Origin of the sequence: Roseivivax sp. GX 12232 (assembly GCF_021272185.1) — a bacterium.
Taxonomy (GTDB): domain Bacteria; phylum Pseudomonadota; class Alphaproteobacteria; order Rhodobacterales; family Rhodobacteraceae; genus Roseivivax.
The window spans coordinates 315790-339080 of the sequence record NZ_JAJSEC010000001.1; the positions used below are offsets into that span (position 1 = coordinate 315790).

The 23291-nt window shown below is 69.8% G+C and carries 20 protein-coding genes; 13 read left to right on the plus strand and 7 right to left on the minus strand.

Going from position 1 to position 23291, the window contains the following annotated elements:
• Window positions 1-166: 166 nt before the first annotated feature.
• Complete coding sequence (locus tag LR948_RS01385; protein ID WP_232752124.1) at window positions 167-1018, minus strand: IclR family transcriptional regulator C-terminal domain-containing protein; 852 nt, start codon at window positions 1016-1018, stop codon at window positions 167-169.
• Between the two features lie 166 nt (window positions 1019-1184).
• On the opposite strand from LR948_RS01385, the gene LR948_RS01390 reads away from it, so the two are divergent.
• The 8 genes from LR948_RS01390 (at window position 1185) to LR948_RS01430 (ending at window position 9370) form a co-directional block, all read left to right on the plus strand.
• Window positions 1185-2522, plus strand: a complete 1338-nt coding sequence (locus LR948_RS01390; protein WP_232752125.1) for an ABC transporter substrate-binding protein — start codon at window positions 1185-1187, stop codon at window positions 2520-2522.
• Window positions 2523-2597: 75 nt separating this feature from the next.
• On the plus strand, window positions 2598-3497 hold the full coding sequence (locus LR948_RS01395) for a carbohydrate ABC transporter permease (RefSeq protein ID WP_232752126.1): 900 nt from the start codon (window positions 2598-2600) through the stop codon (window positions 3495-3497).
• Between the two features lies 1 nt (window position 3498).
• On the plus strand, window positions 3499-4326 hold the full coding sequence (locus LR948_RS01400; RefSeq protein WP_232752127.1) for a carbohydrate ABC transporter permease: 828 nt from the start codon (window positions 3499-3501) through the stop codon (window positions 4324-4326).
• A gap of 12 nt (window positions 4327-4338) precedes the next feature.
• Window positions 4339-5445: an ABC transporter ATP-binding protein gene (locus LR948_RS01405; protein ID WP_304621970.1), complete on the plus strand. Its 1107-nt coding sequence runs from the start codon at window positions 4339-4341 to the stop codon at window positions 5443-5445.
• A gap of 29 nt (window positions 5446-5474) precedes the next feature.
• A complete protein-coding gene (locus LR948_RS01415; RefSeq protein WP_232752128.1) occupies window positions 5475-6878 on the plus strand; it encodes an aminotransferase in 1404 nt (467 codons plus the stop codon).
• Between the two features lie 11 nt (window positions 6879-6889).
• Entirely contained in the window at window positions 6890-7807 is a 918-nt protein-coding gene (locus tag LR948_RS01420; RefSeq protein WP_232752129.1) for a dihydrodipicolinate synthase family protein, read from the plus strand.
• Window positions 7808-7871: 64 nt separating this feature from the next.
• Window positions 7872-8654: an SDR family oxidoreductase gene (locus LR948_RS01425; protein WP_232752130.1), complete on the plus strand. Its 783-nt coding sequence runs from the start codon at window positions 7872-7874 to the stop codon at window positions 8652-8654.
• Window positions 8654-9370 carry an SDR family oxidoreductase gene (locus LR948_RS01430; protein WP_232752131.1) on the plus strand — a complete coding sequence of 239 codons (717 nt, stop codon included), beginning with the start codon at window positions 8654-8656 and terminating at the stop codon, window positions 9368-9370. Before LR948_RS01425 ends, LR948_RS01430 begins: the two co-directional genes overlap by 1 nt.
• A 298-nt stretch (window positions 9371-9668) precedes the next feature.
• On the opposite strand, the gene gcvPB is transcribed toward LR948_RS01430, so the two are convergent.
• The 6 genes from gcvPB to LR948_RS01460 all read right to left on the minus strand — a co-directional run bounded on the left by gcvPB (window position 9669) and on the right by LR948_RS01460 (window position 18761).
• Window positions 9669-11216, minus strand: coding sequence for an aminomethyl-transferring glycine dehydrogenase subunit GcvPB (gene gcvPB, locus LR948_RS01435; RefSeq protein WP_232752132.1), 1548 nt, complete (start codon window positions 11214-11216; stop codon window positions 9669-9671).
• Window positions 11213-12601: an aminomethyl-transferring glycine dehydrogenase subunit GcvPA gene (gcvPA, locus tag LR948_RS01440; RefSeq protein WP_232752133.1), complete on the minus strand. Its 1389-nt coding sequence runs from the start codon at window positions 12599-12601 to the stop codon at window positions 11213-11215. The genes gcvPB and gcvPA overlap by 4 nt, the downstream gene beginning before the upstream one ends.
• Window positions 12602-12630: 29 nt before the next feature.
• Window positions 12631-13752: an ATP-NAD kinase family protein gene (locus LR948_RS01445; protein ID WP_232752134.1), complete on the minus strand. Its 1122-nt coding sequence runs from the start codon at window positions 13750-13752 to the stop codon at window positions 12631-12633.
• 667 nt (window positions 13753-14419) lie between these two features.
• Window positions 14420-15985, minus strand: a complete 1566-nt coding sequence (locus LR948_RS01450) for an ABC transporter substrate-binding protein (protein ID WP_232752135.1) — start codon at window positions 15983-15985, stop codon at window positions 14420-14422.
• Between the two features lie 149 nt (window positions 15986-16134).
• Complete coding sequence (locus LR948_RS01455; protein ID WP_232752136.1) at window positions 16135-17220, minus strand: Xaa-Pro peptidase family protein; 1086 nt, start codon at window positions 17218-17220, stop codon at window positions 16135-16137.
• A 134-nt stretch (window positions 17221-17354) separates the two neighbouring features.
• Window positions 17355-18761 (minus strand): amidohydrolase, encoded by a 1407-nt coding sequence (locus LR948_RS01460; protein ID WP_232752137.1) that lies wholly within the window; start codon window positions 18759-18761, stop codon window positions 17355-17357.
• An 801-nt stretch (window positions 18762-19562) separates the two neighbouring features.
• Here LR948_RS01460 and LR948_RS01465 point away from each other — a divergent pair.
• The 5 genes from LR948_RS01465 to LR948_RS01485 are packed head-to-tail and all read left to right on the plus strand — an operon-like array spanning window position 19563 to window position 23225.
• The gene (locus LR948_RS01465; protein ID WP_232752138.1) at window positions 19563-20261 is read left to right on the plus strand and encodes a MotA/TolQ/ExbB proton channel family protein; all 699 of its coding nucleotides are present in this window, start codon (window positions 19563-19565) and stop codon (window positions 20259-20261) included.
• A 6-nt stretch (window positions 20262-20267) separates the two neighbouring features.
• A complete protein-coding gene (locus LR948_RS01470; protein ID WP_232752139.1) occupies window positions 20268-20657 on the plus strand; it encodes a biopolymer transporter ExbD in 390 nt (129 codons plus the stop codon).
• Complete coding sequence (locus LR948_RS01475) at window positions 20654-21061, plus strand: biopolymer transporter ExbD (protein ID WP_232752141.1); 408 nt, start codon at window positions 20654-20656, stop codon at window positions 21059-21061. Before LR948_RS01470 ends, LR948_RS01475 begins: the two co-directional genes overlap by 4 nt.
• Complete coding sequence (locus tag LR948_RS01480; RefSeq protein ID WP_232752142.1) at window positions 21061-22155, plus strand: energy transducer TonB; 1095 nt, start codon at window positions 21061-21063, stop codon at window positions 22153-22155. The genes LR948_RS01475 and LR948_RS01480 overlap by 1 nt, the downstream gene beginning before the upstream one ends.
• A 26-nt stretch (window positions 22156-22181) precedes the next feature.
• Complete coding sequence (locus tag LR948_RS01485; protein ID WP_232752143.1) at window positions 22182-23225, plus strand: siderophore-interacting protein; 1044 nt, start codon at window positions 22182-22184, stop codon at window positions 23223-23225.
• Window positions 23226-23291 lie beyond the last annotated feature (66 nt).

Genomic DNA, 23291 nt, shown 5'->3' on the forward strand with positions numbered 1-23291 from the left:
GGGCCGGTCCGGCGCGCGCCCGGCACCTTCGGTGCTATTCGGGCGCAAGGGGGGCGCGGGGTGAAGTGGTGCCGCGCCGGGGGGAACATGGGGCGTGTAAGGAGCGATGAGGCTTGGGGTCAGGTCCGTGCCAAGCCCGCCTTCACTTCACAGCTCACCAGCCCCCTCAATGCGCCAGCGACTCCTGGATCTGCTCCGCGGTCTCGCGCAGCTTCGGCAGGTAGGTCTCCAGCATGGTCTCCCGCGTCGCGCGGATCGAGGGGACGGCGATGTTGATCGAGCCCGCCAGCACGCCCGAGCGATACTTCAGCGGGATCGCGATCGACAGAAGCCCGTCCTCAAGCTCCTGGTCGACCAGCGAAAAGCCCTTCTCGCGGACCTCGGCGAGGATGTCGCGGAACTCGGCCTTGTTGGTCACGCTCTGCGCGGTCAGCGGCACGAAGCGGGCATTGGCGATGATGCCGTCCCAGTTCTCCTCGGGCTGGGCGGCCAGCAACACCCGGCCGTTCGCCGTATAGAAGGCCGGCTGGCGGCTGCCGATGGTGATGCCCACCGAGATGATGTTATGCGCCTGCACCCCGGCCACATAGACCACGTCGAGCCCGTCGAGGATCGCCGCCGTGCAGCTTTCGCCGGTCTGGTCCGAGAGCCGCTCCATGAAGGGGCGCGCGCGGTCCCAGATGCCGATCTTGGAGAGCACCGAGAAGCCCAGGTCCAGGACCTTGGGCGTCAGATCAAAAAGCTTGCCGTCGGTGACGACATAACCTTCCTTCACCAGCGTCAGCAGGAAGCGGCGCGCGGTGGCGCGGCTCATCTCGGTCTCGGCGGCGACCTCGCTCAGGGTCATCTTGCGCGAGGTGCGGCTGAAGGAGGACAGGATCGACAGCCCCCGCGAGAGCGAACTGACGAAATCCCGGCTCGAGAGCTTGTCCTGATCGTCGGAGGCTTCGGGATCGACGGTGCCGAGGCGCTTTTCGCTGTCGACGATGACGGAGCTCTTGCTGCCGGTTTTACCCATACTCTCGCTTCCTGATTGTTGCACTGCGAACTAGCAGCTTCAAAACTTGAACGGAAGATACCGTCATATTGTCAAAAGAACAAAAAAAGCTTGCGGACTCGCGTTCGGGTGATCCATATTTCGAACATATGTTCGATATACGAACATTGCCAACGGGAGAATCTCAATGACCCTTACCAAGAAGATGCAGACGGGCCTGCCGCGCCGGACGGTGCTGGCCGGCATGGCCGCGGCCGGCGCGACGGCGATGATGCCGCAGCGCATCCGCGCCCAGGAACAGGTGACGATCCGCTGGTGGTCGCCGCAGTCCTCGCCGGAACAGATGGCGGCCTATGAAACCCAGATCCGGAACTTCGAGGCGCTGCACGAGAACGTCAAAGTCGTGTTCGAGAAGACCTCGGACGAAGGCTACGCCCCGCAGCTCGCCGCGGCCTTCGCCTCGGGCGACGTGCCCAACGTGGTCACCCACCTGCCGAGCTTCGCGGTCTCCAACTACTGGCGCAACGGCCTATTGGAGCCCTTCAACGACGTGATCGAGATGATCGGGCCGGACAAGTTCTACGACGGCGTGAACCGCATCTACGAGATCGACGAGGGTCAATACGCCGGCACCTCGATCGGCAACTCGGCGGCCAATGTCATCTGGCTGCGCAAGGACCTGATGGAACAGGCCGGGATCGACAAGAACCCGCGCACCTGGGACGAGCTTCTCTCGGCTGTGGGCAAGATGCAGGGCAACGGCATCTACGGCGCGCCCCTGCCCTACGGCCGCAACTCGATGACCTCGCTGATCTTCATCGGTGTGATCCACCAGGCCGGCGGCCAGGTCTTCACCCCCGACCTGCAGGTCGCCATCGACAGCCAGGAGACCCGCGACGCGCTCGAGTTCTACCGTGCGATGCGCGAGTTCTGTCCGCCGGGCGCCACCAACTACTCCTGGGGCGACAGCCTGACCGCCTTCGTCTCGGGCGCCTGCGCGACCGGGATCTACACCGGCCGGGTGCTGATCAACGTCAACAACCAGAACCCCGGCATCGCCGACAGCGTCACCTGCGACCTCTACCCGACGAAATCGGCCGATATCGAACCCTGGACCTTCAACGACTTCCCCTCGGTCTTTATCCCGAAGGCCGCGCCGAACATGGATGTCACCAAGCAGTTCGCGGCCTTCCTCTTCGACCCCGAGGGCTACATCCAGCAGCTGCACGCGGCCCCGGGCCACGTCCTGCCGGTCCTGCGCACGATCGGCAGCGATCCCGCCTACCAGAACAACGAGATCATCCAGAAGTACTCGGACGAGGTCGAGAAGATGTCGAGCGCCGCGGCGAACGGCTTCAACCTGGGCTGGGAAAGCACCGCGCATCAGCCGAACACCCGCGCCGGCGAGGTGGTCAACTCCGGCGTCATCGCCGAGCTGGTGCAGCGCGTGGTCCTGAACGACGAGAACGTCGATCAGGTCCTGGGCGAGACCACCGCCCGCATCGAAGAGATCATGGCCGGGTAACCCCTCCCCTGATCGGCGGGCGGTGCCGTCTTCTCCCCGGCACCGCCCGTTCTGCCCTTTTCCTCAAGGACTGCCATGACCGCCATCGCCACTGATCCGCCGATGCTCGAGAGGCGCTACGCCCGGCTGGGCGTCGTGCTCATCGCGCCGACGATCCTCGTCTTCTCGCTGGTGATCGTCTATCCGCTTCTCGCGGCGATCTATCTGAGCCTCTTCTCGATCTACACCCCGACGCTCCAGGGCGAGTTCGTGGGTCTGGACAATTACGCCAAGCTCCTGACGCAGAAGGCCTTCTGGTCCTCGCTCGGGACCACGCTGATCTGGACGGTGGGCACGCTGAGCCTGCAGATCCTGGCCGGCGTCGGCCTGGCGCTGCTTCTGCACCAGAACATCTGGTTCCGCAGCCTGGCGCGGTCGCTGGTGCTGTTTCCCTATTTCCTGTCGACGGTGGTCGCGGTGCTGGTCTGGCGCTGGCTCTTCAACGACCTCTACGGCGCGCTGAACCACGGGCTTATGCAGCTCGGGGTGATCGACATGCCGCTCGACTGGCTGGGCTCGATGCCCAACGCGATGATCGGGGTGATCCTGGTCGGCGCCTGGAAATACTTCCCCTTCGTGGTGATCGCCGTCCTGGCGCGGCTGCAGACCATCCCCGAACACCTCTACGAGGCCGCCCGCATCGACGGCGCGGGCCCGGTGTCGCGCTTCTTCGACGTGACCCTGCCGCAGCTCCGATCGGTCTTGACGGTGATCATCCTTCTGCGCGCGATCTGGGACTTCAAGGAGTTCGACCTGCTGTATCTGCTGACCGGCGGCGGGCCCGTCACCTCGACGCAGACGCTCTCGCTCCTGGTCTACCAGGAAGCCTTCGGGCTCAACCGCATGGGCCAGGCGGCGGCCTATTCGGTCGGCATGATGCTGGTGATGCTGGTCTTCATGATCCTCTACATCCGCCGCACCGGACGGGAGAGCTGACATGCCCCGCGCAAGACATCTGATCCTGAACCTGGTCACCTGGTCGCTGGTGCTGCTGATCGCCTTCCCGCTGTTCTGGATGATCATCACCTCGGTGAAGCCGCAGTCCGAGCTCTTCCGCATCCCGCCGACCTGGCTGCCCGAAACCGTCACCTTCGAGCACTACTGGCGCCTTTTGAGCGAGACGCCCTTCCTGCGCTACTTCCGCAACTCGGTGGTGCTGGCGACCACGACGACGCTCTTCGTGGTCTCGCTGGGCACGCTCGGGGCCTATTCGCTGGTGCGCTTCAACTACCGCGGCCGCGAGACGCTGGCGATGCTGGTGCTCTTCACCTACCTCCTGCCCTCGGTGGTGCTGATCATCCCGCTTTACATGATGATGGTCGCCATCGGCCTGTCGAACACGCTGATGAGCCTGATCCTGGCGCATACCACCTTCGCGCTGCCCTACGCGCTGTGGCTGCTGCGCTCCTTCATGGAGGGCGTGCCGAAGGACCTCGAGTCCGCGGCGCTCGTCGACGGCGCGACCCGCATGGGCGCCTTTCGCGACGTGATCCTGCCGCAGCTCCTGCCCGGCATCATCTCGACCGCGCTCTTCACCTTCATCCTGTCGTGGAACGAATACCTCTACGCGCTGGTGCTGGTGAACTCCGACGCGGTCGCGCCGCTGACCACCGGCGTCATGTCGATGCTGATCTCCGCCTTCAACATCGAATGGTCCCTACTCATGGCGGCGTCGGTGATGATGAGCCTGCCGCTCATCGTCGTCTTCGCCTTCCTGCAAAGCTATCTGACCTCCGGCTTCGGTGCCGGCGGGGTCAAAGGATAAAGGACGGAAACCTTGGCCAACGTCACCCTTAGCAAAGTTCGCAAGAGCTTCGGCGCCTTCACCGCGCTGGAGGAGCTGAACATGGAGATCGCCGCGGGCGAGTTCATCGCCCTGCTGGGCCCCTCGGGCTGCGGCAAGTCGACGACGCTGCGCATCCTCGCCGGGCTGGAGTTCCCGACCTCGGGCGAGATCTCGATCGACGACCGCCGCGTGAACGACCTGCCCCCGGGCAAGCGCGACATCGCCATGGTGTTCCAGAGCTATGCGCTCTACCCGCATATGACCGTCGCGGAGAACATCGCCTATCCCCTGAAGAAACACGGGGTGAAGCGTCCCGAGCGCGAGGCCGCGGTGCGCCAGGCCGCCGAGCTTCTGCAGCTCGAGCCGCTGCTCGACCGCAAGCCCAAGCAGCTTTCGGGCGGCCAGCAGCAGCGCGTGGCCCTGGGCCGGGCGCTGGTCCGCGACCCCAAGGTCTTCCTGCTCGACGAGCCCCTGTCGAACCTCGACGCCAAGCTGCGCAGCTACATGCGCGCCGAGCTGATCGAGCTGCACCGCCGGCTCGGCAAGACCATGGTCTATGTCACCCACGACCAGCTCGAGGCGATGACCATGGCGACCCGCATCGCGGTCATGCACGGCGGCCGGCTGCAGCAGTTCGACACCCCCGAGATGGTCTACAACTGCCCCGCCAACCGCTTCGTGGCGAGCTTCATCGGCACGCCTTCGATGAACCAGCTCGAAGGCCGGGTCGAGGGCGGCGCGTTCATCCTCGGCCCCGACCGGATCGCCATCGACCGCACGATGTTCCGCGACGACCTGGCCGACGGGCCGGCGGTGCTGGGCATCCGCCCGGAATACATCCAGATCGGCCGCGGGCCGCTCCAGGCCACGGTGCGGCTGGCCGAGAACACCGGACACGAGACCATCCTGACGCTGGAGCTCTCCGAAGGGAGCCGGATCACCGCCCGGGTCGAGGCCGGCAGCCGTCACAAGGTCGGCCAGGTCCTGAGCCTCGGGCTGCAGAACGACGCGGTGCATCTGTTCGAGCCCGGCGAGAACGGCGCGCGGCTCAACAAGGAACAGACCGGCGCCGCCGTCATCCCGATGCGCGCGCAATGACCGGCCGAGACCTGCGAGGAGAGAGGCAGATGAGCGACACCCGCGACCTTGACCGGTCCTATGTCTTCCACCCCTTCACCGCCGCCAATGCCCACGAGCAGAGCGGCAGCGTGATGATGGCCCGCGCCGCCGAGGGCTGCTGGATCACCGACGACACCGGCAAGCGCTACCTCGACGCGCTGGCCGGGCTCTGGTGCGTGAACGCGGGCTACGGCCGGGCGCGGATCGCCGATGCGCTGGCCGACCAGGCCCGCGGGCTGAGCTATTTCCACGGCTTCAGCTCCATGGCGACCGAACCCGCGGCGCAGCTTGCCGAACGGGTCATGGCCAAGGCGCCCCAGGGCTTTTCGAAGATCTTCTTCGGCAGCTCGGGCTCGGACGCCAATGACACCCAGGCCAAGCTGGTCTGGTATTACAACAACGCCCGCGACCTGCCCGAGAAGAAGAAGATCATCTCGCGCGACCGGGGTTATCACGGCGTGACGGTGATGACCGGCGGGCTGACCGGGCTGCCCGGGCTGCACGCGGGCTTCGATCTGCCGCTGCCGATGATCCGCCACGTCTCGGCGCCGCACAACCTCTGGACGCGCCTGCCCGAAGAGGACGACGCCGCCTTCACCGCGCGGCTCGCGCAGGAGCTCGAGGACCTGATCCTGGCCGAGGGCCCCGAGACCGTCGGCGCCTTCATCGCCGAGCCGGTCATGGGCGCGGGCGGCGTCATCGTCCCGCCCGAGGGTTATTTCCCCGCCATCCGCGAGGTGCTCGACCGCCACGACGTGCTGCTGATCGCCGACGAGGTGATCACCGGCTTCGGGCGGCTCGGCACCTGGTTCGGCTCCGAGGCCATGGCGGTCCAGCCCGACCTCATGTCGGTCGCCAAGGGCATCACATCGGGTTACGCGCCGCTCTCGGGCGTGCTCGTGGGCGAGAAGGTCTGGCGGGTGATCTCCGGGGCGGCCGCGTCGAAATACGGCGTCTTCGGGCATGGCTACACCTATACCGCCCACCCGGTCATGGCCGCCGCGGCGCTCGCCAACCTCGACATCATCGAGGAAGAGGGGCTGGTGACCCGCGCGGGCGAGATGGGCGCCTATCTCAACGCCACCCTGAAGACCGCCTTCGCCGATCTGCCGATCGCCGCCGAAGTGCGCGGCAAGGGGCTGATGGCGGCGGTGGAGTTTGCCCGACCCACGCCCGAGGGCTGGCGCCGCTTCGATCCCGCGCTGGGGGTCGCCCAGCGGATCACCCGCCGCGCACTCGAGGACGGGGTGATCTCGCGGGCGCTGCCCAATGGCGACGCGGTCTCCTTCTCGCCGCCCTTCGTCATCACCCACGAGGAGATCGACCTGGTCGTCTCGACCCTGCGCAAGGCCGCCGAGGCCGTCCATGCAAGCCTGCGCGCCGAAGACGCGCTCGACACAACGTCAGATTGAGGATGAGCCCCTTGGACAGACACAGCATCGACTGGACGGGCGCCATGCCCGCCATCACCACGCCCTTCACCGCCGAAGGCGCCGTGGATCACGAGGCGCTCGCAGCCAACATCCGCCGCCAGATGAAGGCCGGGGCGACCGGCGTCGTCGCCGCCGGCTGCACCGGCGAGTTCTGGAGCCTCACCCACGAGGAACGCGCCGCCATCGGCGCCACCGCGCGCAAGGCGGTGGGCGAGAAGGGCACCGTGATCCTCGGCGCCGCGGCGATCACCCCGGGCGACGTGCTCTCGGGGCTGGAGCTGGCGCATCAGGCCGGCTGCGACGGCGCGCTGGTCATGCCGCCCTTCTTCGCGCATCTCTCGCGCGCCGAGGTGCTGGCGCATTACCGCAGCGTGGCCGAGGCGACGCCGCTGCCGATCATGCTCTACAACATCCCCGGCAACGCCGGGAACGCGCTGACGCCGGATCTTGTCGACGAGCTGGCCGACCTCGAGCCGGTGGTGGCGATCAAGGAAAGCTCGGGCGACTGGCTCAACTTCCACCGCACGCTCAGCGTCGCGGGCGACCGGCTGCGGGTCTTCTGCGGCCCCTCCTCGACCATCGGGGTGCCCGCGATCGAGGCCGGCTGCGACGGGCTGATCGACTGTTTCCCCAACGTCTGGCACCGGCTTCTCGACCTCTGGAGCCTGGTCAAGCGCGGTGAGAGCCGCACCGCCTGGGAGATCCAGGCCAGCGCCCAGGAGATGACCACCCTCTTCACCACCGGCGGGCGGATGCTCTATCCTGCCACCAAGGCCGCGATGGACTACCTGGGGCTGCCCGGCGGCGGCGCGCCGCGGCCACCGCTGCAACCCCTGACCGGCGCGCCCCTGAAGGAGCTCGAGCGCGAGCTGGACCGTATCCTCGAGCGGAAGGACACCGCGGCCTGAGCGCCCGGCCCCGCCGCACCGACCAACCAAGAGACCGACAGAAAGACAGAAAGGGAGCTCCGGAATGGATCTGGGCTTGAAAGGCCGCACCGCCATCGTGAGCGCGGCAAGCAAGGGGCTGGGCCGCGCCTGCGCCATGTCGCTGGCGCATGAGGGCGTGAACCTGGTGCTGAACGCGCGTTCGGCCGACGCGCTCGAGGCCACCGCCGAGGAGATCCGCGCCGCCACCGGCGTCGAGGTCACCGCCGTGCCCGCCGATTTCAACACCGACGAGGGCCGCGCCGAGATCCTCGCCAAGGCCGGGGAGCCCGACATCCTGGTCTGCAACCCCGGCGTGCGGCAGATCCCCGGCGAGTTCGAGGACTGGACCCGCGCCGATTGGGACGAATGGTTCGAGGTGCACTTCTTCTCCTCGCTGCAGATGATGACCTCGGTGCTGCCGGGGATGCGGGCGCGCAAGTTCGGCCGGGTGGTCAACATCTCGGTGAGCTTCATCAAGTTCCCGCAGCCGCATTTCGCCCACAGCCATTCGGCGCGGCTGGCGCTTTCGGGGGCCATCGCCTCGATGGTCAAGGAGACGGTGCGCGACAACGTGACGATGAACACCGTCTGCCCGGGCTTCTTCGACACCGACGCGCTGCACACCAACCTGCACAACCACGCCCGGCGCGGCGACACCACCTACGAGGCCATCGTCGAGAACCGCCTGCAAAGCGTGCCCGCGGGCCGCTTCGCCGATCCCAAGGAATGCGGTGACCTGGTGGCCTTCCTCTGCTCGGACCAGGCGGGCTTCATCGTCGGGCAGAACATCATCAACGACGGCGGCGTCTACCAGGGGCTGTTCTGATGGAGGCGGACCGGCTTGTCCTGGTCTCGGGCGGCGCCCGGGGCCTGGGGGCGGCGCTGGTCCGGCGCTGCCTCGAGGACGGCCACCGCGTCTCGGTCGGCGCGCGCCGGCCCGAGGCGGTCGCGGAGGCCTTCGCCGATGTCCCGCCCGAGCGGCTCCGGGCCTTCCGCTTCGACGCCGAGGCGCCCGAGACCGCCGAGGCCTGGGTCGCCGAGACCGCGCGCGCGATGGGCGCGCCCGACGCGCTGATCAACAACGCCGGCATCCTGCGCATGGTGGATTTCGAGCGCGGCTCGGAAGAGGACCTCGACGCGCTCTGGCGGGTCAACGTGAAGGGCCCCTTCCGGCTGATCCGCGCGGCGCTGCCGCATCTTCGCGCCTCGGGGCGCGGGCGGGTGGTGAACATCGCCTCGACCGACGCCAAGCGCTACCGCGACGCCTCGGTGTCGCTGGGTTACGTGATGACCAAACAGGCGCTCCTGGCGATGACCCACGCGGTGCGCTTCGCCGGCTGGGACGAGGGGCTGCGCGGCACCGCGATCTGCCCCGGCGCCATCGACACCGAGATGATCGACGGCATCCCCGGGGTGACCCCCAAGGCCCAGCGGCTGAGCCCCGAGGACGTGGCCGAAATCGCCTCGCTGGTGCTGCGCCTGCCGAACCAGGCGAGCCTGCCCGAGATCGTCGCCAACACGCGGCTGGAAAGCACGATCTGAGGGGATGCGCGGGGGCGGTAGGTCCTCGCCGTCTTTGCCAGCGGCGCGCCTGACCCAGGGCGCCGCTGGCTGTTTCCGCGAGTGACCTTTTCCTCAGAAAGCGGGCTTGGGCGCATCCGACGGGAGGCTCCGACGCCCCCTCTCTCCGGCATGCAGCACTCCGCGCGGCGAGCCACCTAGGCGCTCAATGCCCCCTGCCCGCTTCGGCCCCTACAGCGCCTCACCACCCCCACAAAACAAAACGCCCGGGCAGGTCTCCCCCGCCCGGGCGTCGCGCTGTCCCGATAACCGGACCGCCCTATTCCGCCGCCATCCGCTGGCCGTGCTTGCGCTCGTAGGCGCGCCAGGTCGTGGCCCATTGGTCGGGCTCGTCGAGCGCCGTGGTGAGTTGCCGGATCGGCGCGTTGTGCGGCGCGCCCTTGACCACGTCGGGGGTGGCATAGGCCTCCTCGATCACATGCTCGAGCACGTCGATCCAGTAGTCGATGTCCTCCTTCGACCAAAGCTCCCCGGCCTCGGGCGTGAAGGGCTCCGGCACCAGGAGCGGCTCGTGACTAAGCCAGAGCGCGTCGATGCCGAAATCGGTCATCCGCATGGAGATCTCGAAGATCGAACAGCCGGTCTCGGCGGCGACCTGTTCCACCGAATGCCGCGTCATCTCCATGCGCGGCGCGTCGATGCCGGGGTTCGAGCGCGAGACCCCGCGCACCTGCGCGAGCCGGTGGTCCATGTAGTTGTTGGCCAGGACCGAGAGGTCCGCCGCCTCGCGCAGCCCCTCGGCGCCCATGGCGCGCGCCCAGGCGTAAGCCTTGAGCACCTGCGGCGCGTTGCCCCAGAACTCGCGCACCCGCCCGATGCTCTCGGGCCGGTCGTCGTCGAGCCGGTAGCGTGCGCCCTCCTTGACGACCAGCGGCCCCGGCAGGAAGGGCACCAGGTGCTCGGCGCAGCCATAGGCGCCGACCGCGGGCCCGCCGCCGCCCTTGGGCGCGCCGAAGGTCTTGTGCAGCATGTACATGCAGGCGTCGAAGCCCAGCTCGCGGGCGCGCAGCCGGGTCATCACCCCGTTGAAATTGGCATGATCGTAGAAGCACAGGCCCCCGGCCGCATGCACGATGTCCACCCATTCCTTAATGTCGGGGTTGTAGATGCCCATGTCGTCGGGGTTGTTCACCATGAGCGCCGCGGTGCGCGGGCCGACCACGGACTTCAGCTGCTCGACGGACGGATAGCCGTTCTCCTCGAGGCTGAGGGTGATCACCTCGAAGCCCGCGGTATTGGCGGTGGCCGGCGAACAGGGGTGGGTCTGGATCGTGGTGATGATCTGGTCGCGCTGCTCCAGCTCGCCGCGGCTGGCGTGATAGGCGCGGGTGACGCAGGCATGGGTATAGGCGGCATCCGCCCCGCCGCCCGCTTGGAAGACGAACTGGTCCATGCCCGAGACCTCGCAGAGGAAGTCGCTGAAGTTGTCGTAAAGCTCCAGCACCCCCTGGAGCGTGTCGGGATGCTGCAGCGGATGCAGGTCCGCCAGGTGCTTCAGCGCCGCGCGCTCGCCGATCCTGGGGTTGTATTTCATCGTGCAGGTCCCGAAGAGCGACACGCCCATCATGCCCAGCGTCATCTGCGACAGGTGCAGGTAATGGCGCAGCGCGTCGTGTTCGGTGATCTCGGGCAGCGCCGGCGCGGTCTTTCGCGCGGCGCCCTTGGGCAGCTCGGGCGTGGGCGCCTCCTCGAAGACGACGCCGCGGCGGCCGGGGCAGCCCATCTGGGTGACCACCGGCTCGGGCCAGCGGGCGGCGCGATAGCCTTCGAACTGCGCCTTGCTGCGCTTCGCGATCGGTGCGGTCATGCCGTGATCTCCTTCAGTGCTGCGACCAGACGGTCGATGTCGTCCTCGCTGTGGGTTTCGGTCACGCAGAGCAGCATCGCCTCGTCGGGGACGCCAGGCTCTCCGGTGATGTCCTTGCCGCCGAAGATGCCGCGCGCGCGCAGCGCGGTGTTGACCGCCGAGACCTGGGCGCTGTCGAAAGTGACGACGAACTCCTTGAAACAGGGGCGCGACAGGTCGACCGAGAGCCCCGGCAGGGCGTCGATCCTGCGGGCGGCCGCCTGCGCGCGGGCCATGATCAGCCGGCCGATCTCGGCAAAGCCCTCGGGGCCCATGGCGGCCATGTAGGTGGCATTGGCCAGCGCCCAGAGGTAGACCGAGTTGCCGGTCCAGTCCTTGCCCTCGTCGCGCATCCCGTAGCTGCTCTGGTGGAAGAGCGTCAGGCCGAAGCCGAACTCGTCCTCGCCCGAGGTCTCCGAGATCGAGACGTTCAGCGTGTTGTATTCCCGCGCGTAGCGCTCCTCGTCGGGGCTGGCGATGAAGCCGCCGACGCCGCCGCCGGCGTACATATGCACGCCCAGCGGCTGGGTCGGGCCGACGGCGATGGTCGCGCCATAGGCGCCCGGCGCCTCGAGGAGGCCCAGCGACAGGGGATCGACGCCGACGATGGCCTCGGCGCCCGCCGCCCGCGCCAGGGCGCAGAGCCCGCCCGGGTCGGCCTCGATCACGCCGTGGTAGCTGGGCGTCTCGACATAAAGCGCGGCGATGCTGTCATCGAGCTTGGCCTTCAGGTCGGCCCTATCGAGGCGGCCGTCGGCGCCGGTGCGGACCGTCACGATCTCGATGTGGCGCGCCATCTCGCGCGGGGCGCAGTAGTTCCGCAGGACCGAGAGCCGCTCGGGGTCCATGACATCGGCGACCAAGACCCGGCGGCGGCCGGTCATCCGCGACGCCATGCGCACCGCGTGGCCGATCGCGCAGCCCCAGGAGTAGACCGGCAGGCCCACGAAATCCATGTCCACCAGCGCGCCGATCTGGCTGGTGAACTCGAACCAGGCCTGGTTGCGCCCGTGGTCCGAGGTCGGCGAGCCGAAGACCGAGGTCTGCCATTCGTAGCGCCCGACCACCTCGTCGCAGATCGCCGGCACGTAATGCGGCCAGGCGCCCGCGCCGAGGAAGGACAGGTTCTCCGCGGTGCCGCTGTTCCTGGCCATCATGTCGTCGAGATGCCGCGCCAGCGCCACCTCGGAGGCAAGCTGCTTCGGCAGGGTCATCTCGCCCTTGTAGAGATGATCCTCGGGGATCTGCGCGAAAAGCGCGTCGATGGAGTTCACCCCGAGCGCGGACAGCATCTGCTGCTTCACCTCGGGGACGGAATTCGCCATCCAGGGATGGGCTTGCGTCATGTCGGTCTCCTCACTTGCACGGGGATGGCTCAGGCGACGACCCGGACGACCTGCTTGCGCCCGGGTCCGGTGGTGATCGGCCAGTAGCCGGAAAGCTGGGCGTCGAGCGCCGGATCGCCGGTGTCGATGGTCAGTTCGGGCGGGGTCAGCCCGGCGAGTTTCTCGGCGGAGCAGACCACGTCGATGGGCGGGCGGCCGGCGCGTTCCAGCACCCGGGCCGAGATCTGCTGGTTGCCGCGCCCGAGGACGAAGCCCTGCCCGCCGACCACGGTCAGCACCACGCGCACCGGGCGGCCCGGGGGGATGCGCTCCAGGAGGTCGTCCTCGGAGAGGTCGCGGGCGGTGATGCGCGGGCCTTCCGCCAGGTCCACGCCGAGAAGCGTGCCGCCGCCGATCCGCGCCTTCAGCGCCGCCATGGTGGTGCCGGGGCCGAGGATATAAAGCGTCTCCTCGACCATCCCCGCCACGTAGCCCGCCAGCGCCGCGTCGAGATCGGCCAGCATGTCGCCGCCGCCGGCCTTGGGGTTCTGCCGCTCGCCGCGGGTCGCGGGCGTGCGGGCGACGCTGTAGATCCTGGCCGAGAGCTGGCCCGCGCGGCGGGCCTCCTCGTCGATGTCGAGGATCTCCACGAGGTCGGTGCGCGGGGTCCGGGCGGCGAGGAACTCCGCCGCGATCCGGCCCGCGCGTTCGGGGCTGCGGGCGAAGACGCCGGAGTGCATCTTCACGCCCGCCGGGATGCCGATGACCGGCAGGCCCGCGCGGTTGGCCTCGGCCACGTCGCGCGCGGTGCCGTCGCCGCCGGCAAAGAGGATCAGGTCGACGCGCTCGGCCATGGCGGCGACCGCGGCAAGGGTCTCGGCGCGGCCTTGTGCGGTGGGGCCGAGGTCGAGGGTTTCGACCTCCCCGTCCAGCGCCGCGCGGGTCTCGGGCGGCAGCGGCCCGGCGAGGATTGGCGCCTCCGAAGCGCGCCGGAAGGCCGCCAGCGCCCGGGCCGCGCGCGCACCGGCCTGGCCCGCGCGTCCCGCCGCCTCGGCGCGCGCGGCGATGTCGGGGGCATCGCTACCCTTCTCGCCCATCGGCCCGCCGAGCCCCGCCACCGGGTTCACCAGCAGCCCGAGGCGTCGGGGCCTTTTCAGATCGTCTTCCGGCATTTTCGCACATTTGTTCGCATGTTGGAACGATGCACCTTTGGCGGACCTCTGGCAAGCCGAAGTTGTGCGGGGAGCGGTGGAAAGCTTGGGGTGTCGGGAGGTGCGCGGACGGGTTAGGCGGTGTGTGGGGCTGGGAAGAGCGGATTGAGTGGTTGGCTTGGCGGAGGTCAGGGCCGCACTGGGCTTGCATTTGCCCATTGGCTCTACGGGGAGCAGCGGGCCTGCCTCCTGTTAGCCTGCCACCGCGCCCCGCCCGTTTTGACCACACCGACATCACGGAAACGCTGGGCCAAAGCGACCCGTCCGAAGCCCGCACGTCTTGCGCCCGAATAGCACCGAAGGTGCCGGGCGCGCGCCGGACCGGCCCCTTGGGCCGGCGCTCCTTGGGATGGCGTGACTAGCTCGGAGTGTGTCCTGACCTTGCCAGGATAAAGCGCATAGCTCGGAGGTCGGCAGCGCCGGCCCCCGGTCCGGTGCGCGCCCTCTGGTGTGCGAGGTGAGAGGGAGGAGGTGCTGGATGGGATGGGTCGGCCTCTAGATACATGGCACAGCCTCCTCAATGGCCCTCAATCCGCCCGCTCCCACTGCCCAACCGCAAACGCCCAAGCCCCCAAAACGCAAAACGGGGCGCCGAAGCGCCCCGCCCTGCTGCTCGAATGCCTGCGCCTTACTCGGCGGTGAAATACTTGAACTTCACCTGGTCGTCCGGGTCGACCGCGGCGCCGACGGAATTGGTCATCGCCCAGTTCAGCACCTGGTGGTGGATCGGCAGATAGGCCACGTCGGCCTTGGCCATCTCCCACATCGCGGCGATCATCTCGTCGCGCTTGCCCAGGTCGACCTCGGAGGCGATCGCCTTGGTCATCTCGTCAAGCTTGGGGTTGGAGTAGCGGGTGCCGTTCCAGGTCCCGTAGAGCTCTTCCTTGGTGTGGTAGAGGAAGTTGAAGATATACTCGGAATCGTAGCTCGGCACGCCCCAGCCCAGCATGTAGAAATCCGACTCCAGCCCGTTGACCAGCGGGAAGTGCTGGGCCTTGGGCTTGGCGTCGAGGTTCACCGTCACGCCGATCCGCGCCAGCATGCCGACGGCGGCCTGGCAGATGCCCTCATCGTTGATGTAGCGGTCGTTCGGACAGTCGAGCTGCACGGTGAAGCCTTCGCCCCAGCCGGCCTCTTCCATCAGCGCCTGGGCCGCCTCGACATCGGTCGAGACCTCGTTCAGCGCCTCGTTCCAGCCGTTCACGAAGGGCGGCATGATGACCCCCGCGGGGATCGACTGGCCGCGCATCACCACCTGTTTGATCGCGTCGCGGTCGAGCGCCATGTTCATCGCCTGGCGCACCCGGAGGTCGGCCAGCGGGTTCTCGCCCTCGCCATGCACCAGGGTGTCGCCGGTGTTGAGCCCGAAGAAGATCACCCGGTTCTGCGGCGAGCTGACGATCTTGAGGTTCTCGGCATCGGTGATCCGCTGGAGATCCTGCACCGGCACGTCCTGGATGAAGTCCACATCCCCCGACAGAAGCGCCGCGACGCGGGTCGACTGGTTCTGGATCGGGGTGAAATCCACGCGGTCGTAGGGCAGCGGAAACTCCTCGGCGCCCCAGTAGCCGTCGAATTTCTCCATCACCGTGCGGGCATCGCCCTCGCGGCTGACCAGGCGGTAGGGGCCGGTGCCGTTCACGTTGACCGAGGCGAAGGTGGTCTCGCCGCCCTCGACGTCCTGGACCTCGACCGAGCCGTTGGCCTCGGACCATTCCTTGTCCATTACCAGGATGTTCACGATGGCCGCGGGCAGGAGCGGATTCGGGCCCTTGGTCTTGATCGCCACCTCGTGCTCGCCCAGCGCCTCGACGCTCTCGACCGAGGAGATGATGCCCTTCATGTCGCTGTTCTCGGAGAGCGCGCGGTTGAAGGAGAAGACCACGTCCTCGGCGGTGAAGGCGGCGCCGTCGTGGAAGCTCACGCCCTCGCGCAGCTTGAAGATCCAGGTCTCGGGCGAGTCGGGGCTGACGGCCCATGCGGTGGCCAGCGCCGGGACGATCTCGCCGTCGGGATGGCGCAGGATCAGCGGCTCCATCATCTGGTGCTGCACCGCGATGGTCACGCCTTCGTTCTGGGCATGCGGGTCGAGCGTCAGCGCGTCACCGGCGCGCGCCCAGCGGATGGTTTCGGCCGAGGCGGCCCCGGCAATCGCCAGCGTCAGCGCGCTGGCCGTGAGAAAGGCATGTTTCAAATTTCCGGATCTCCCTGTTGCGTTCGGCCAGCCGGAAAAGTCACTGAGCGAACTTTTGTCCGAATGACTAAACGCAACAAAGATGTGCTTGGCAAGATGCTTTTTGCCGGCCCGTCTGGCCGCCCCGCTGGGCCCGCCCCGCCCGGGGCTCAGACCACCGCCAGCGCGCGCGGCAGCTCCGACAGGATCTCGGGCCCCTCGGCGCGCAGGATCACGATCTCCTCGAGCCGGATGCCGAAGCGGCCGGGAATATAGATGCCCGGTTCGATCGAGAAGACCATGCCTTCCTCCAGCACCTCCTCTGAGGCCGAGGTCAGATAGGGCGGCTCATGCACCTCGAGCCCCAGCCCGTGGCCGGTGCGATGCACGAAATATTCCCCGTAGCCCGCCGCCTCGATGACGCCCCGGGCGGCATCGTCGACCTCATGGGCGCGCGCGCCGGGGCGGGCCGCCTTCATGCCGGCCTCGAGCGCCGCCTCGACCACGGCATGCACCTCGTCGTAGCCCTCGGGGGCCGCGCCCACCGCGCCCATCCGGGTCATGTCGCTGGGCCAACCGGCCAGTTTCGCGCCGATGTCCAGCACCACGCTGTCGCCGGATTCCAGCTTGCGGCTGCCGGTGCTGTGGTGCGGATAAGCCCCGTTCGGCCCCGAGGCGCAGAGAGCGAAGGCCACCTGCGCGCCCTGGGCGGCGAAGGCATCCTGGATCGCCTGGGCGACCTCCTTTTCGGTCACGCCGGGGCGCAGCGCGGCGATCCCCGCTTGCATCGCCTTGTCGTTGGCCCGGGCCGAGGCCTTGAGCGCGGCGTATTCCTCGGCGTCCTTGACCATGCGCAGCTTGCCGACCAGCGCGCCCGCGTAGACATGCCGCGCGCCCGGCAGCGCCGCCAGCACCGGCAGGGAGAAATCGGTGCGCATGGTCTCGTCCAGCGCCACGACCTCGGGCGCGCCCAGCCTGTCGAGCGCCCGGGCCAGCGCCGCCTCGGGCCCCTCCTCGTCGCGCCAGGTCTCAAGCGGCACCGAGGTGGCCGCGCCGAACTGCTCGGCATTGACCGAGGGCACCAGCGCCAGGGCCTCCTCTGCGCCGATCAGCAGCAACGTCGGACGTTCGTCGGGATGCGGGTGCCAATCGAGCACCCAGTGCATATGCGCGCCGGGCCCCAGGGCCACGAGCCCCACGCCCTGGGCCTTCATCTCGGCGCGGATGCGCGCCAGCTTCTCGGTCTCGCGGCTCATGTGATCGGCTCTCCTTGTCTCTGCTCGCCGGGGCGGGCGCATCCGGGCGCCGCGCCGCGGGGCTGTCGTTCTCTCGGGGACCACGCGGCTCCCATCTTGTCCTCATGCGCGCGCCGGGGCGCTGCGGCTGTGCCTCAGGGCACCCGCGGTTCGGCCTCGGGCGTCAGCGGGCTCTCGTAGGGCTCCCGCGCCAGCCGCGCGTCGAAATCCGCCCGCGCCTCGGCAAGGTGGCGCGGATCGCGCAGAAGGTCGAGCGCCGCGCCCGCCAGCGCCTTGGAGACCTGCACCATCTGCTTGTGCGCCGCCGGCGTCTTGCCCTGGGCGGTGATCTGCCAGGTGTGCCCCGGCGTGCCGATCGCATAAGTCGCGCCCCCAAGCTGCGCGAAGGGCACCTTCCAGCTCACGTCGCCGAGGTCGGTCGAGCCCAGCATCGGCACGCCGCGGGTCTCGTAGGGCACCACGAAGTCGCACATGCTCTTGTCGGAAGGGGTGACGCCGAAGGCCAGGTAGGCCGCCTCGATGTCCTCCTCGGTCAGGGTCGCCTGGATGCGCTTGCCGTAGGCGTGATCCTCTTCCGTCAGCTCCGCCGGGCCCGCCGCCTCGAAGTGGCGCTGCAGGAGCTTGTAGAGCGGCGGGTTGTCCATGAGGTCCGACATGGCCGAGATGAAATGCATCTCGACCTTGGTTTCGGTCATCATCGCCGCGCCTTCGGCGACGCGGCGGACGCGCTCGAGCACCTTCTGCATGTCGCGCCGCTTCAGCGCCCGGACCGAGTAGCGCACCACCGCCTGGCTCTGCACCACGTTGGGCGCGATGCCGCCGGCGTCGAGCAGCGCGTAATGGATGCGGGCGTCCTGCGGGACGTGTTCGCGCAGGTAGTTGACGCCGACGTTCATCAGCTCCACCGCGTCGAGCGCGCTGCGCCCGAGATGCGGGGCGACGGCCGCATGGGCGGTGCGCCCGGTGAAGCGGAAGTCGACCATGGCGACCGCCAGCGAGAGCGGCGGGATGATCCCGTTGAAGGGCATCGGGTGCCAGGAGAGCGCCGCGTCGACATCGTCGAAGACGCCCTCGCGCACCATGAAGGTCTTGGCCGCGCCGCCCTCCTCGGCGGGGCAGCCGTAGTAGCGCACCCGCCCGGGCAGGTCATGCGCCTCGAGGAAGTCCTTGACCGCGGTGGCCGCCAGGAGCGCGCCCGCGCCGAGGAGGTTGTGCCCGCAGCCGTGGCCCGGCCCGCCCGCCTCCTCGGGTTCGGGGTGGTCGAGCCCGGCCTTCTGGCTGAGCCCCGGCAGGGCGTCGTATTCGCCGAGGATGGCGATCACCGGGCCCTCGCGGCCGGCCTCGCCCATGACCGCGGTGTCGATCCCGGCGAGGCCGGTGGTGACCGTGAAGCCCTCGGCCTCGAGCGCCGCGCGATGGGCCGCGGCCGAGCGGTGCTCCTGGTAGAGCGTCTCCGGCGTGGCCCAGACCTCGTCGCTGAGTTCGGTGAACCGGGCCTTCTTGGCCTCCACATGATCCCAGATCGGCGCGTGGTTCTGCATGTCGGCCTGCCTTTTGGTTTTGTCTGCGTGGTTTAGGTGCGGGTGGGGCGCCCCGAGGGTCGGGACGCGAGGGGTGTTCGGCGGCACTATCGCCGGGCGCGAACGGATGTTCAATATACGAACATACGGGGTCGCGTGGGGGAAGGTGGTGGGGGTGTCTGGGCTTTGCCCGAAGTGCGCCCCGCCCCCTCTTGCGCCCGAATAGCACCGAAGGTGCCGGGCGCGCGCGGGGAGGGCAAAAGGCGCGGCGTCACCACGCCTCGAACACTCCCGACGGTGCCGCAACCGCCTCCCGATGCATTCCCCTTCTTGCGCCCGAACAGCACCGCAGGTGCCGGGCGCGCGCCGGACCGGCCCCTTGGGCCGGCGCTCTTGTGGGCGGTGTGCTTAGCTATCCCCTAGTCCTGACCTTGTTGGGATAAAGTGCAAAGCTCAAAGGGCAGCAGCGCCGGCCCCCGGTCCGGTGCGCGCCCTCTGTTGCACTGGTGGCGAAGGCAGAGGGTGTGGCTTCAAGGTGGCGGTGACAGACCAAAGAGTGACGCCAGCGCGCCCCGTGCGTCCGTCCCCGTTTGCGCGCGATCAGCACCAAAGCCGCCAACCCGCGCCCCGCACAACCAACCGCACTCCCCCCTCTCCCCCGCCCGCTTGACATAACCGACAAAAACAGTCAGTCACCGCCTCACCCAGCCATCCCTCGCGGTCGCCAGGTCCTCCCCCTCCCCGTCCCGCCACGCGCGCCCTGCCTCAAAACGCCGAGGCCAAGCGCGCCCCATTGGCGGGCCCACAGAAGGACCCGCGCCCGTGCCCGACCTTACCGCGCTTGCGACCAGCCTTTCCGCCCAGGGCGCCCTCGCCTCCGAGTTCCTGCGCCAGGGCGGGCCGGTGATCTGGCTGATCGCCGCGCTCTCGGTCCTGACGCTGGCGCTGATCCTCTGGAAGGCCTGGCGGCTGGCGCTGCTCGGCGCCTGGTCGGGCGGGCGGCGGGCCACCCGGGCGGTGACCCTCTGGAGCGCGGGCCAGCGCGCGGAGGCCGACCTCCTTCTCGAGGGCCGCAAGAGCTGCCGCGCCGTCCTCGTCCGCGCCGCCATGCAGGCGCTCTCCGATCCCGCACTGCCGCCCGAGGCCGCCGAGGCCGAGACGACCCGCGTCGCCAAGGCGCTCCTGACCCGCGCCCGCGCCGGGCTCAGGCCGCTCGAGCTGATCGCCACCATCGCGCCGCTCCTGGGGCTGCTCGGCACGGTGCTCGGCATGATCGCCGCCTTCCAGGCCCTGCAGGAGGCCGGCAGCCGCGCCGATCCCGCCACCCTCGCCGGCGGCATCTGGGAGGCGCTCCTGACCACCGCCGCCGGCATGGCGGTAGCGATCCCCGCCTCGGCGGCGCTGACCTGGTTCGAGGCGGTGGCCGACCGGCTGCGCCACGAGATGGAAGACCTCGCCACCCGCTTGCGCACGCAAGGCCCCGACCGCACCGCCGCCCCGGTGCGCCACGCCGCGGAGTGAGCCGCCATGACCTTCGGTGATCCGCCGCCGCGCCGCCGCCCCTCGCTCACGCCGATGATCGACGTGGTCTTCCTGCTCCTGGTGTTCTTCATGCTCGCCTCGCGCTTCGGCACCGAGTTGCAGCTGCCGCTGGCGACCGCCGGGGGCGGGCCGGAGGCGCGCTGGTCGGGCCCGCCCCGGCTGGTCGAGGTCGCGCCCGAGGCGCTGCGGCTGAACGGCACGGCGCTGGCTCTGGACGCGCTGCCCGGCGCGCTCGAGCCGCTGGTCGAGAGCCCCGCCGACACGGTGATCCTGCGCCCCGCCGCGGGCGCCGAGTTGCAACGGCTGGTCGCGGTGATGGAGCACCTGGGCGCCGCGGGCTTCGGCAACCTCGTGCTGGTCGGAGAGGCGCCATGAGGTTGGAGCCACCCCTGCGCCGCCGCACCTCGGAGAACCTCGTGCCGATGATCAACGTGGTCTTCCTGCTGCTGATCTTCTTCCTGATGACCGCGCGGATCGCCCCGCCGGAGCCCTTCGAGGTCACCCCGCCCGAGGTCGCCGAGGGCGCCGAGGCGGAAGGCGTGCTGACGCTCTACCTCTCGGGCGAGGGCGAGCTGGCCTTCCGCGAGGCGCGCGGCGAAGCGGCGCTCGCCGCGCTCGAAGAGGCCCGCGCCGAGGCCTGCCCCGCGCCTTGTGCCGAAGGCGGCCCCGAGGTGCTCCTGCGCGCCGACCGCGGCCTGCCCGCCACCCGGCTGGCCGAGGTCATGGGGGAGCTCGGCGCGATCGGGCTTGCGCGCGTCGAACTGGTGACGGCGCGGTGATGAGGCGGCTTCTGGAAACCACGGCCTTCCTGGCCCTCGCCCTCGGGCTGCACGCGGGTCTTTTCGCGCTGACCCGCGACCGCAGGGCGGGCACCGAGGCGGCGGGGGACAGCGGCGAGAGCCAGCTCTCGCTCGCCGCCGCCGACGCGCGGCTGGCGGAGCTCATCGCGGAATGGGACCGCCCGCCCGAGGTGGCCGAGGTGGCCGAGGCGCCCGCACCGCGCCCCGCGCCGTCCCCCGAGCCGCCCGCACCGACCCGTGCGCCTGCCCTCGCGGCCCCCGAGGCGCCCAGCGCCCCGGCGCGCCCCGAGGCGACGGCGGGGCTCGCCCTGCCCGACCTGCCCCGGCCCGACGCTTTGCCCGCGCGCGACACAAGCCCGCCGCCGCCCCCCGAGCCGGAGGCGGAGCCCGAGCCTCAGGAGGTCACCCCGGAGGCCGCGCCCGAGGCCGAGCCGGTACCGGAAGAAGAGCCGACGCAGGTGTCCGAAGCGGAGCCGCAACCGGAGACGGAGCCGGAAGAAGAACCGGAGCGGGAGGAAGAGCCCGAGACCGAACCCCAACCCGAACCGCAATCCGCCCCCGAGAGCGCCGCGCCGACCACCGTCGGCCAGCGCCCCGCGATGCGGCCCGAACGCCCTGCACCGGAGCCCGCGCCTGAGCCCACTCCGCGCCAGGCGACCCGCACGCCGGCGCCCGATCCCGGACCATCCGCCCGGGACAGCGCCGCGCAACGCGCCGCGGGCAGCGGCGGCGGCACCCGCGCCGGGGCGGCGACCGCCCGCGACGAGGCGACCCTCAGCGCCGGGGCGCGCCAGAGCCTCACCGCGCGCTGGGGCGGCCAGGTGCGCGCCAGCGTCGAGCGGCGCAAGCGCTACCCGGGCGGCGCCCGCGGCGTCACCGGCACCGCCACCGTGCGGCTGACCGTGACCCGCGCCGGGCGGCTGCAGGCGGTGGGGCTCGCGGGCTCCTCGGGCGACGCCGCGCTCGACCGCGCCGCGCTCGAGGCCGTGCGCCGCGCCAGCTTCCCCGCCGCGCCCGAGGGCCTGACCCAGGCGAGCTACACCTTCACCCTGCCGATCCGCTTCAACGGCTGATCGCCCTGCCCCGACCGGAGAGCGCCATGCCCCTCGACACCCTCGTGACCACCTGGGCCCAGCCCGACCCCGCCGCGCTGATCGACCGGGTGCACCGGGAGATGGCGGCGCAGGAGCTTGCCGTCGCCGCCCGGCCCGGCCCCGCGCTCGACTGCGACACCGGCATCGGGATGCTGCGTTTCCGCTGCGCGCCCGAGGGGCTGCGGATCGAGATCGAGGCCGAGGGCGCGGGCAACCTGCACATGCTGCGCGAAAGCCTCTGCGCGCGGCTCGACGCGCTGGCGGGCCAGCCGGTGGCGCTGCAATGGGAAGGGGCCGCGACGCCGCAGGCGGGCCTGCCGCCGAACGTGCGGATCGCGCGGGTGCTGGCGCGGCGGCGCGTCACCCCGCGCTTCCTGCGGCTGCGGCTCGGGGCCGAGGGGCTGGCGCCCTTCGCGCGCTCGGGGCTGCACCTGAGGCTGATGATCCCGCCCGAGGGCCGCGCGCCGGTCTGGCCCCGGCTCGGCGAGAACGGCCGCACGATCTGGCCCGAGGGCGCCGATGCGCTGCATCTGCCCGCCTATACGATCCGGGCGATCGACGCGGAGGCCGGCTGGCTCGACGTCGACATCTTCCAGCACGGGCGCGGGCGCACCTGCCGCTGGGCCGAGGAGGTGCCGCTCGGCGCGCCCGTGGGTCTCAGCGGGCCCGGCGGCGGCTGGCTGCCCGGCGGCTCGGACTGGCTTCTGGCGGGCGACGAGACCGCCCTGCCGGCGCTGGCCCGCATCCTCGAAAGCGCACCCAAAGAAGCGCGCGGCACCTGCCTGATCGAGGTGCAGAGCCCCGAGGAAACCCAGCCCCTGACCCCACCCCCGGGCGTCACCCTGCGCTGGCTCTGCCGCGACCAAGGCGACCCGGACCTTCTGGCGGCGCTGGCCGAGGTGCCCCTGCCCTCGGGCCCCGAGGCCTTCCTCTGGTTTGCCGCCGAGAAGACCCGCACGGCCCAGGCCCGCCAGCTCCTGCGCGCCGCGCCGGGGGTCGAGAAACGCCAACGCTACATCGGTGCCTATTGGACCGAGACACATTCTTGACAACTTTACTCAACAACCCTAGGCAAGCCTCGCCAAGCGACCCGCCAGGCACAATCAGAACATAGC

What these genes read in the sequence shown, in the direction of transcription:
- LR948_RS01385 (WP_232752124.1), bottom strand. Translation starts at nt 1,018, where the DNA reads ATGGGTAAAACCGGCAGCAAGAGCTCCGTCATCGTCGACAGCGAAAAG.
- LR948_RS01390 (WP_232752125.1), top strand. Translation starts at nt 1,185, where the DNA reads ATGACCCTTACCAAGAAGATGCAGACGGGCCTGCCGCGCCGGACGGTG.
- LR948_RS01395 (WP_232752126.1), top strand. Translation starts at nt 2,598, where the DNA reads ATGACCGCCATCGCCACTGATCCGCCGATGCTCGAGAGGCGCTACGCC.
- LR948_RS01400 (WP_232752127.1), top strand. Translation starts at nt 3,499, where the DNA reads ATGCCCCGCGCAAGACATCTGATCCTGAACCTGGTCACCTGGTCGCTG.
- LR948_RS01415 (WP_232752128.1), top strand. Translation starts at nt 5,475, where the DNA reads ATGAGCGACACCCGCGACCTTGACCGGTCCTATGTCTTCCACCCCTTC.
- LR948_RS01425 (WP_232752130.1), top strand. Translation starts at nt 7,872, where the DNA reads ATGGATCTGGGCTTGAAAGGCCGCACCGCCATCGTGAGCGCGGCAAGC.
- LR948_RS01430 (WP_232752131.1), top strand. Translation starts at nt 8,654, where the DNA reads ATGGAGGCGGACCGGCTTGTCCTGGTCTCGGGCGGCGCCCGGGGCCTG.
- gcvPB (WP_232752132.1), bottom strand. Translation starts at nt 11,216, where the DNA reads ATGACCGCACCGATCGCGAAGCGCAGCAAGGCGCAGTTCGAAGGCTAT.
- gcvPA (WP_232752133.1), bottom strand. Translation starts at nt 12,601, where the DNA reads ATGACGCAAGCCCATCCCTGGATGGCGAATTCCGTCCCCGAGGTGAAG.
- LR948_RS01445 (WP_232752134.1), bottom strand. Translation starts at nt 13,752, where the DNA reads ATGCCGGAAGACGATCTGAAAAGGCCCCGACGCCTCGGGCTGCTGGTG.
- LR948_RS01455 (WP_232752136.1), bottom strand. Translation starts at nt 17,220, where the DNA reads ATGAGCCGCGAGACCGAGAAGCTGGCGCGCATCCGCGCCGAGATGAAG.
- LR948_RS01460 (WP_232752137.1), bottom strand. Translation starts at nt 18,761, where the DNA reads ATGCAGAACCACGCGCCGATCTGGGATCATGTGGAGGCCAAGAAGGCC.
- LR948_RS01470 (WP_232752139.1), top strand. Translation starts at nt 20,268, where the DNA reads ATGACCTTCGGTGATCCGCCGCCGCGCCGCCGCCCCTCGCTCACGCCG.
- LR948_RS01475 (WP_232752141.1), top strand. Translation starts at nt 20,654, where the DNA reads ATGAGGTTGGAGCCACCCCTGCGCCGCCGCACCTCGGAGAACCTCGTG.
- LR948_RS01480 (WP_232752142.1), top strand. Translation starts at nt 21,061, where the DNA reads ATGAGGCGGCTTCTGGAAACCACGGCCTTCCTGGCCCTCGCCCTCGGG.
- LR948_RS01485 (WP_232752143.1), top strand. Translation starts at nt 22,182, where the DNA reads ATGCCCCTCGACACCCTCGTGACCACCTGGGCCCAGCCCGACCCCGCC.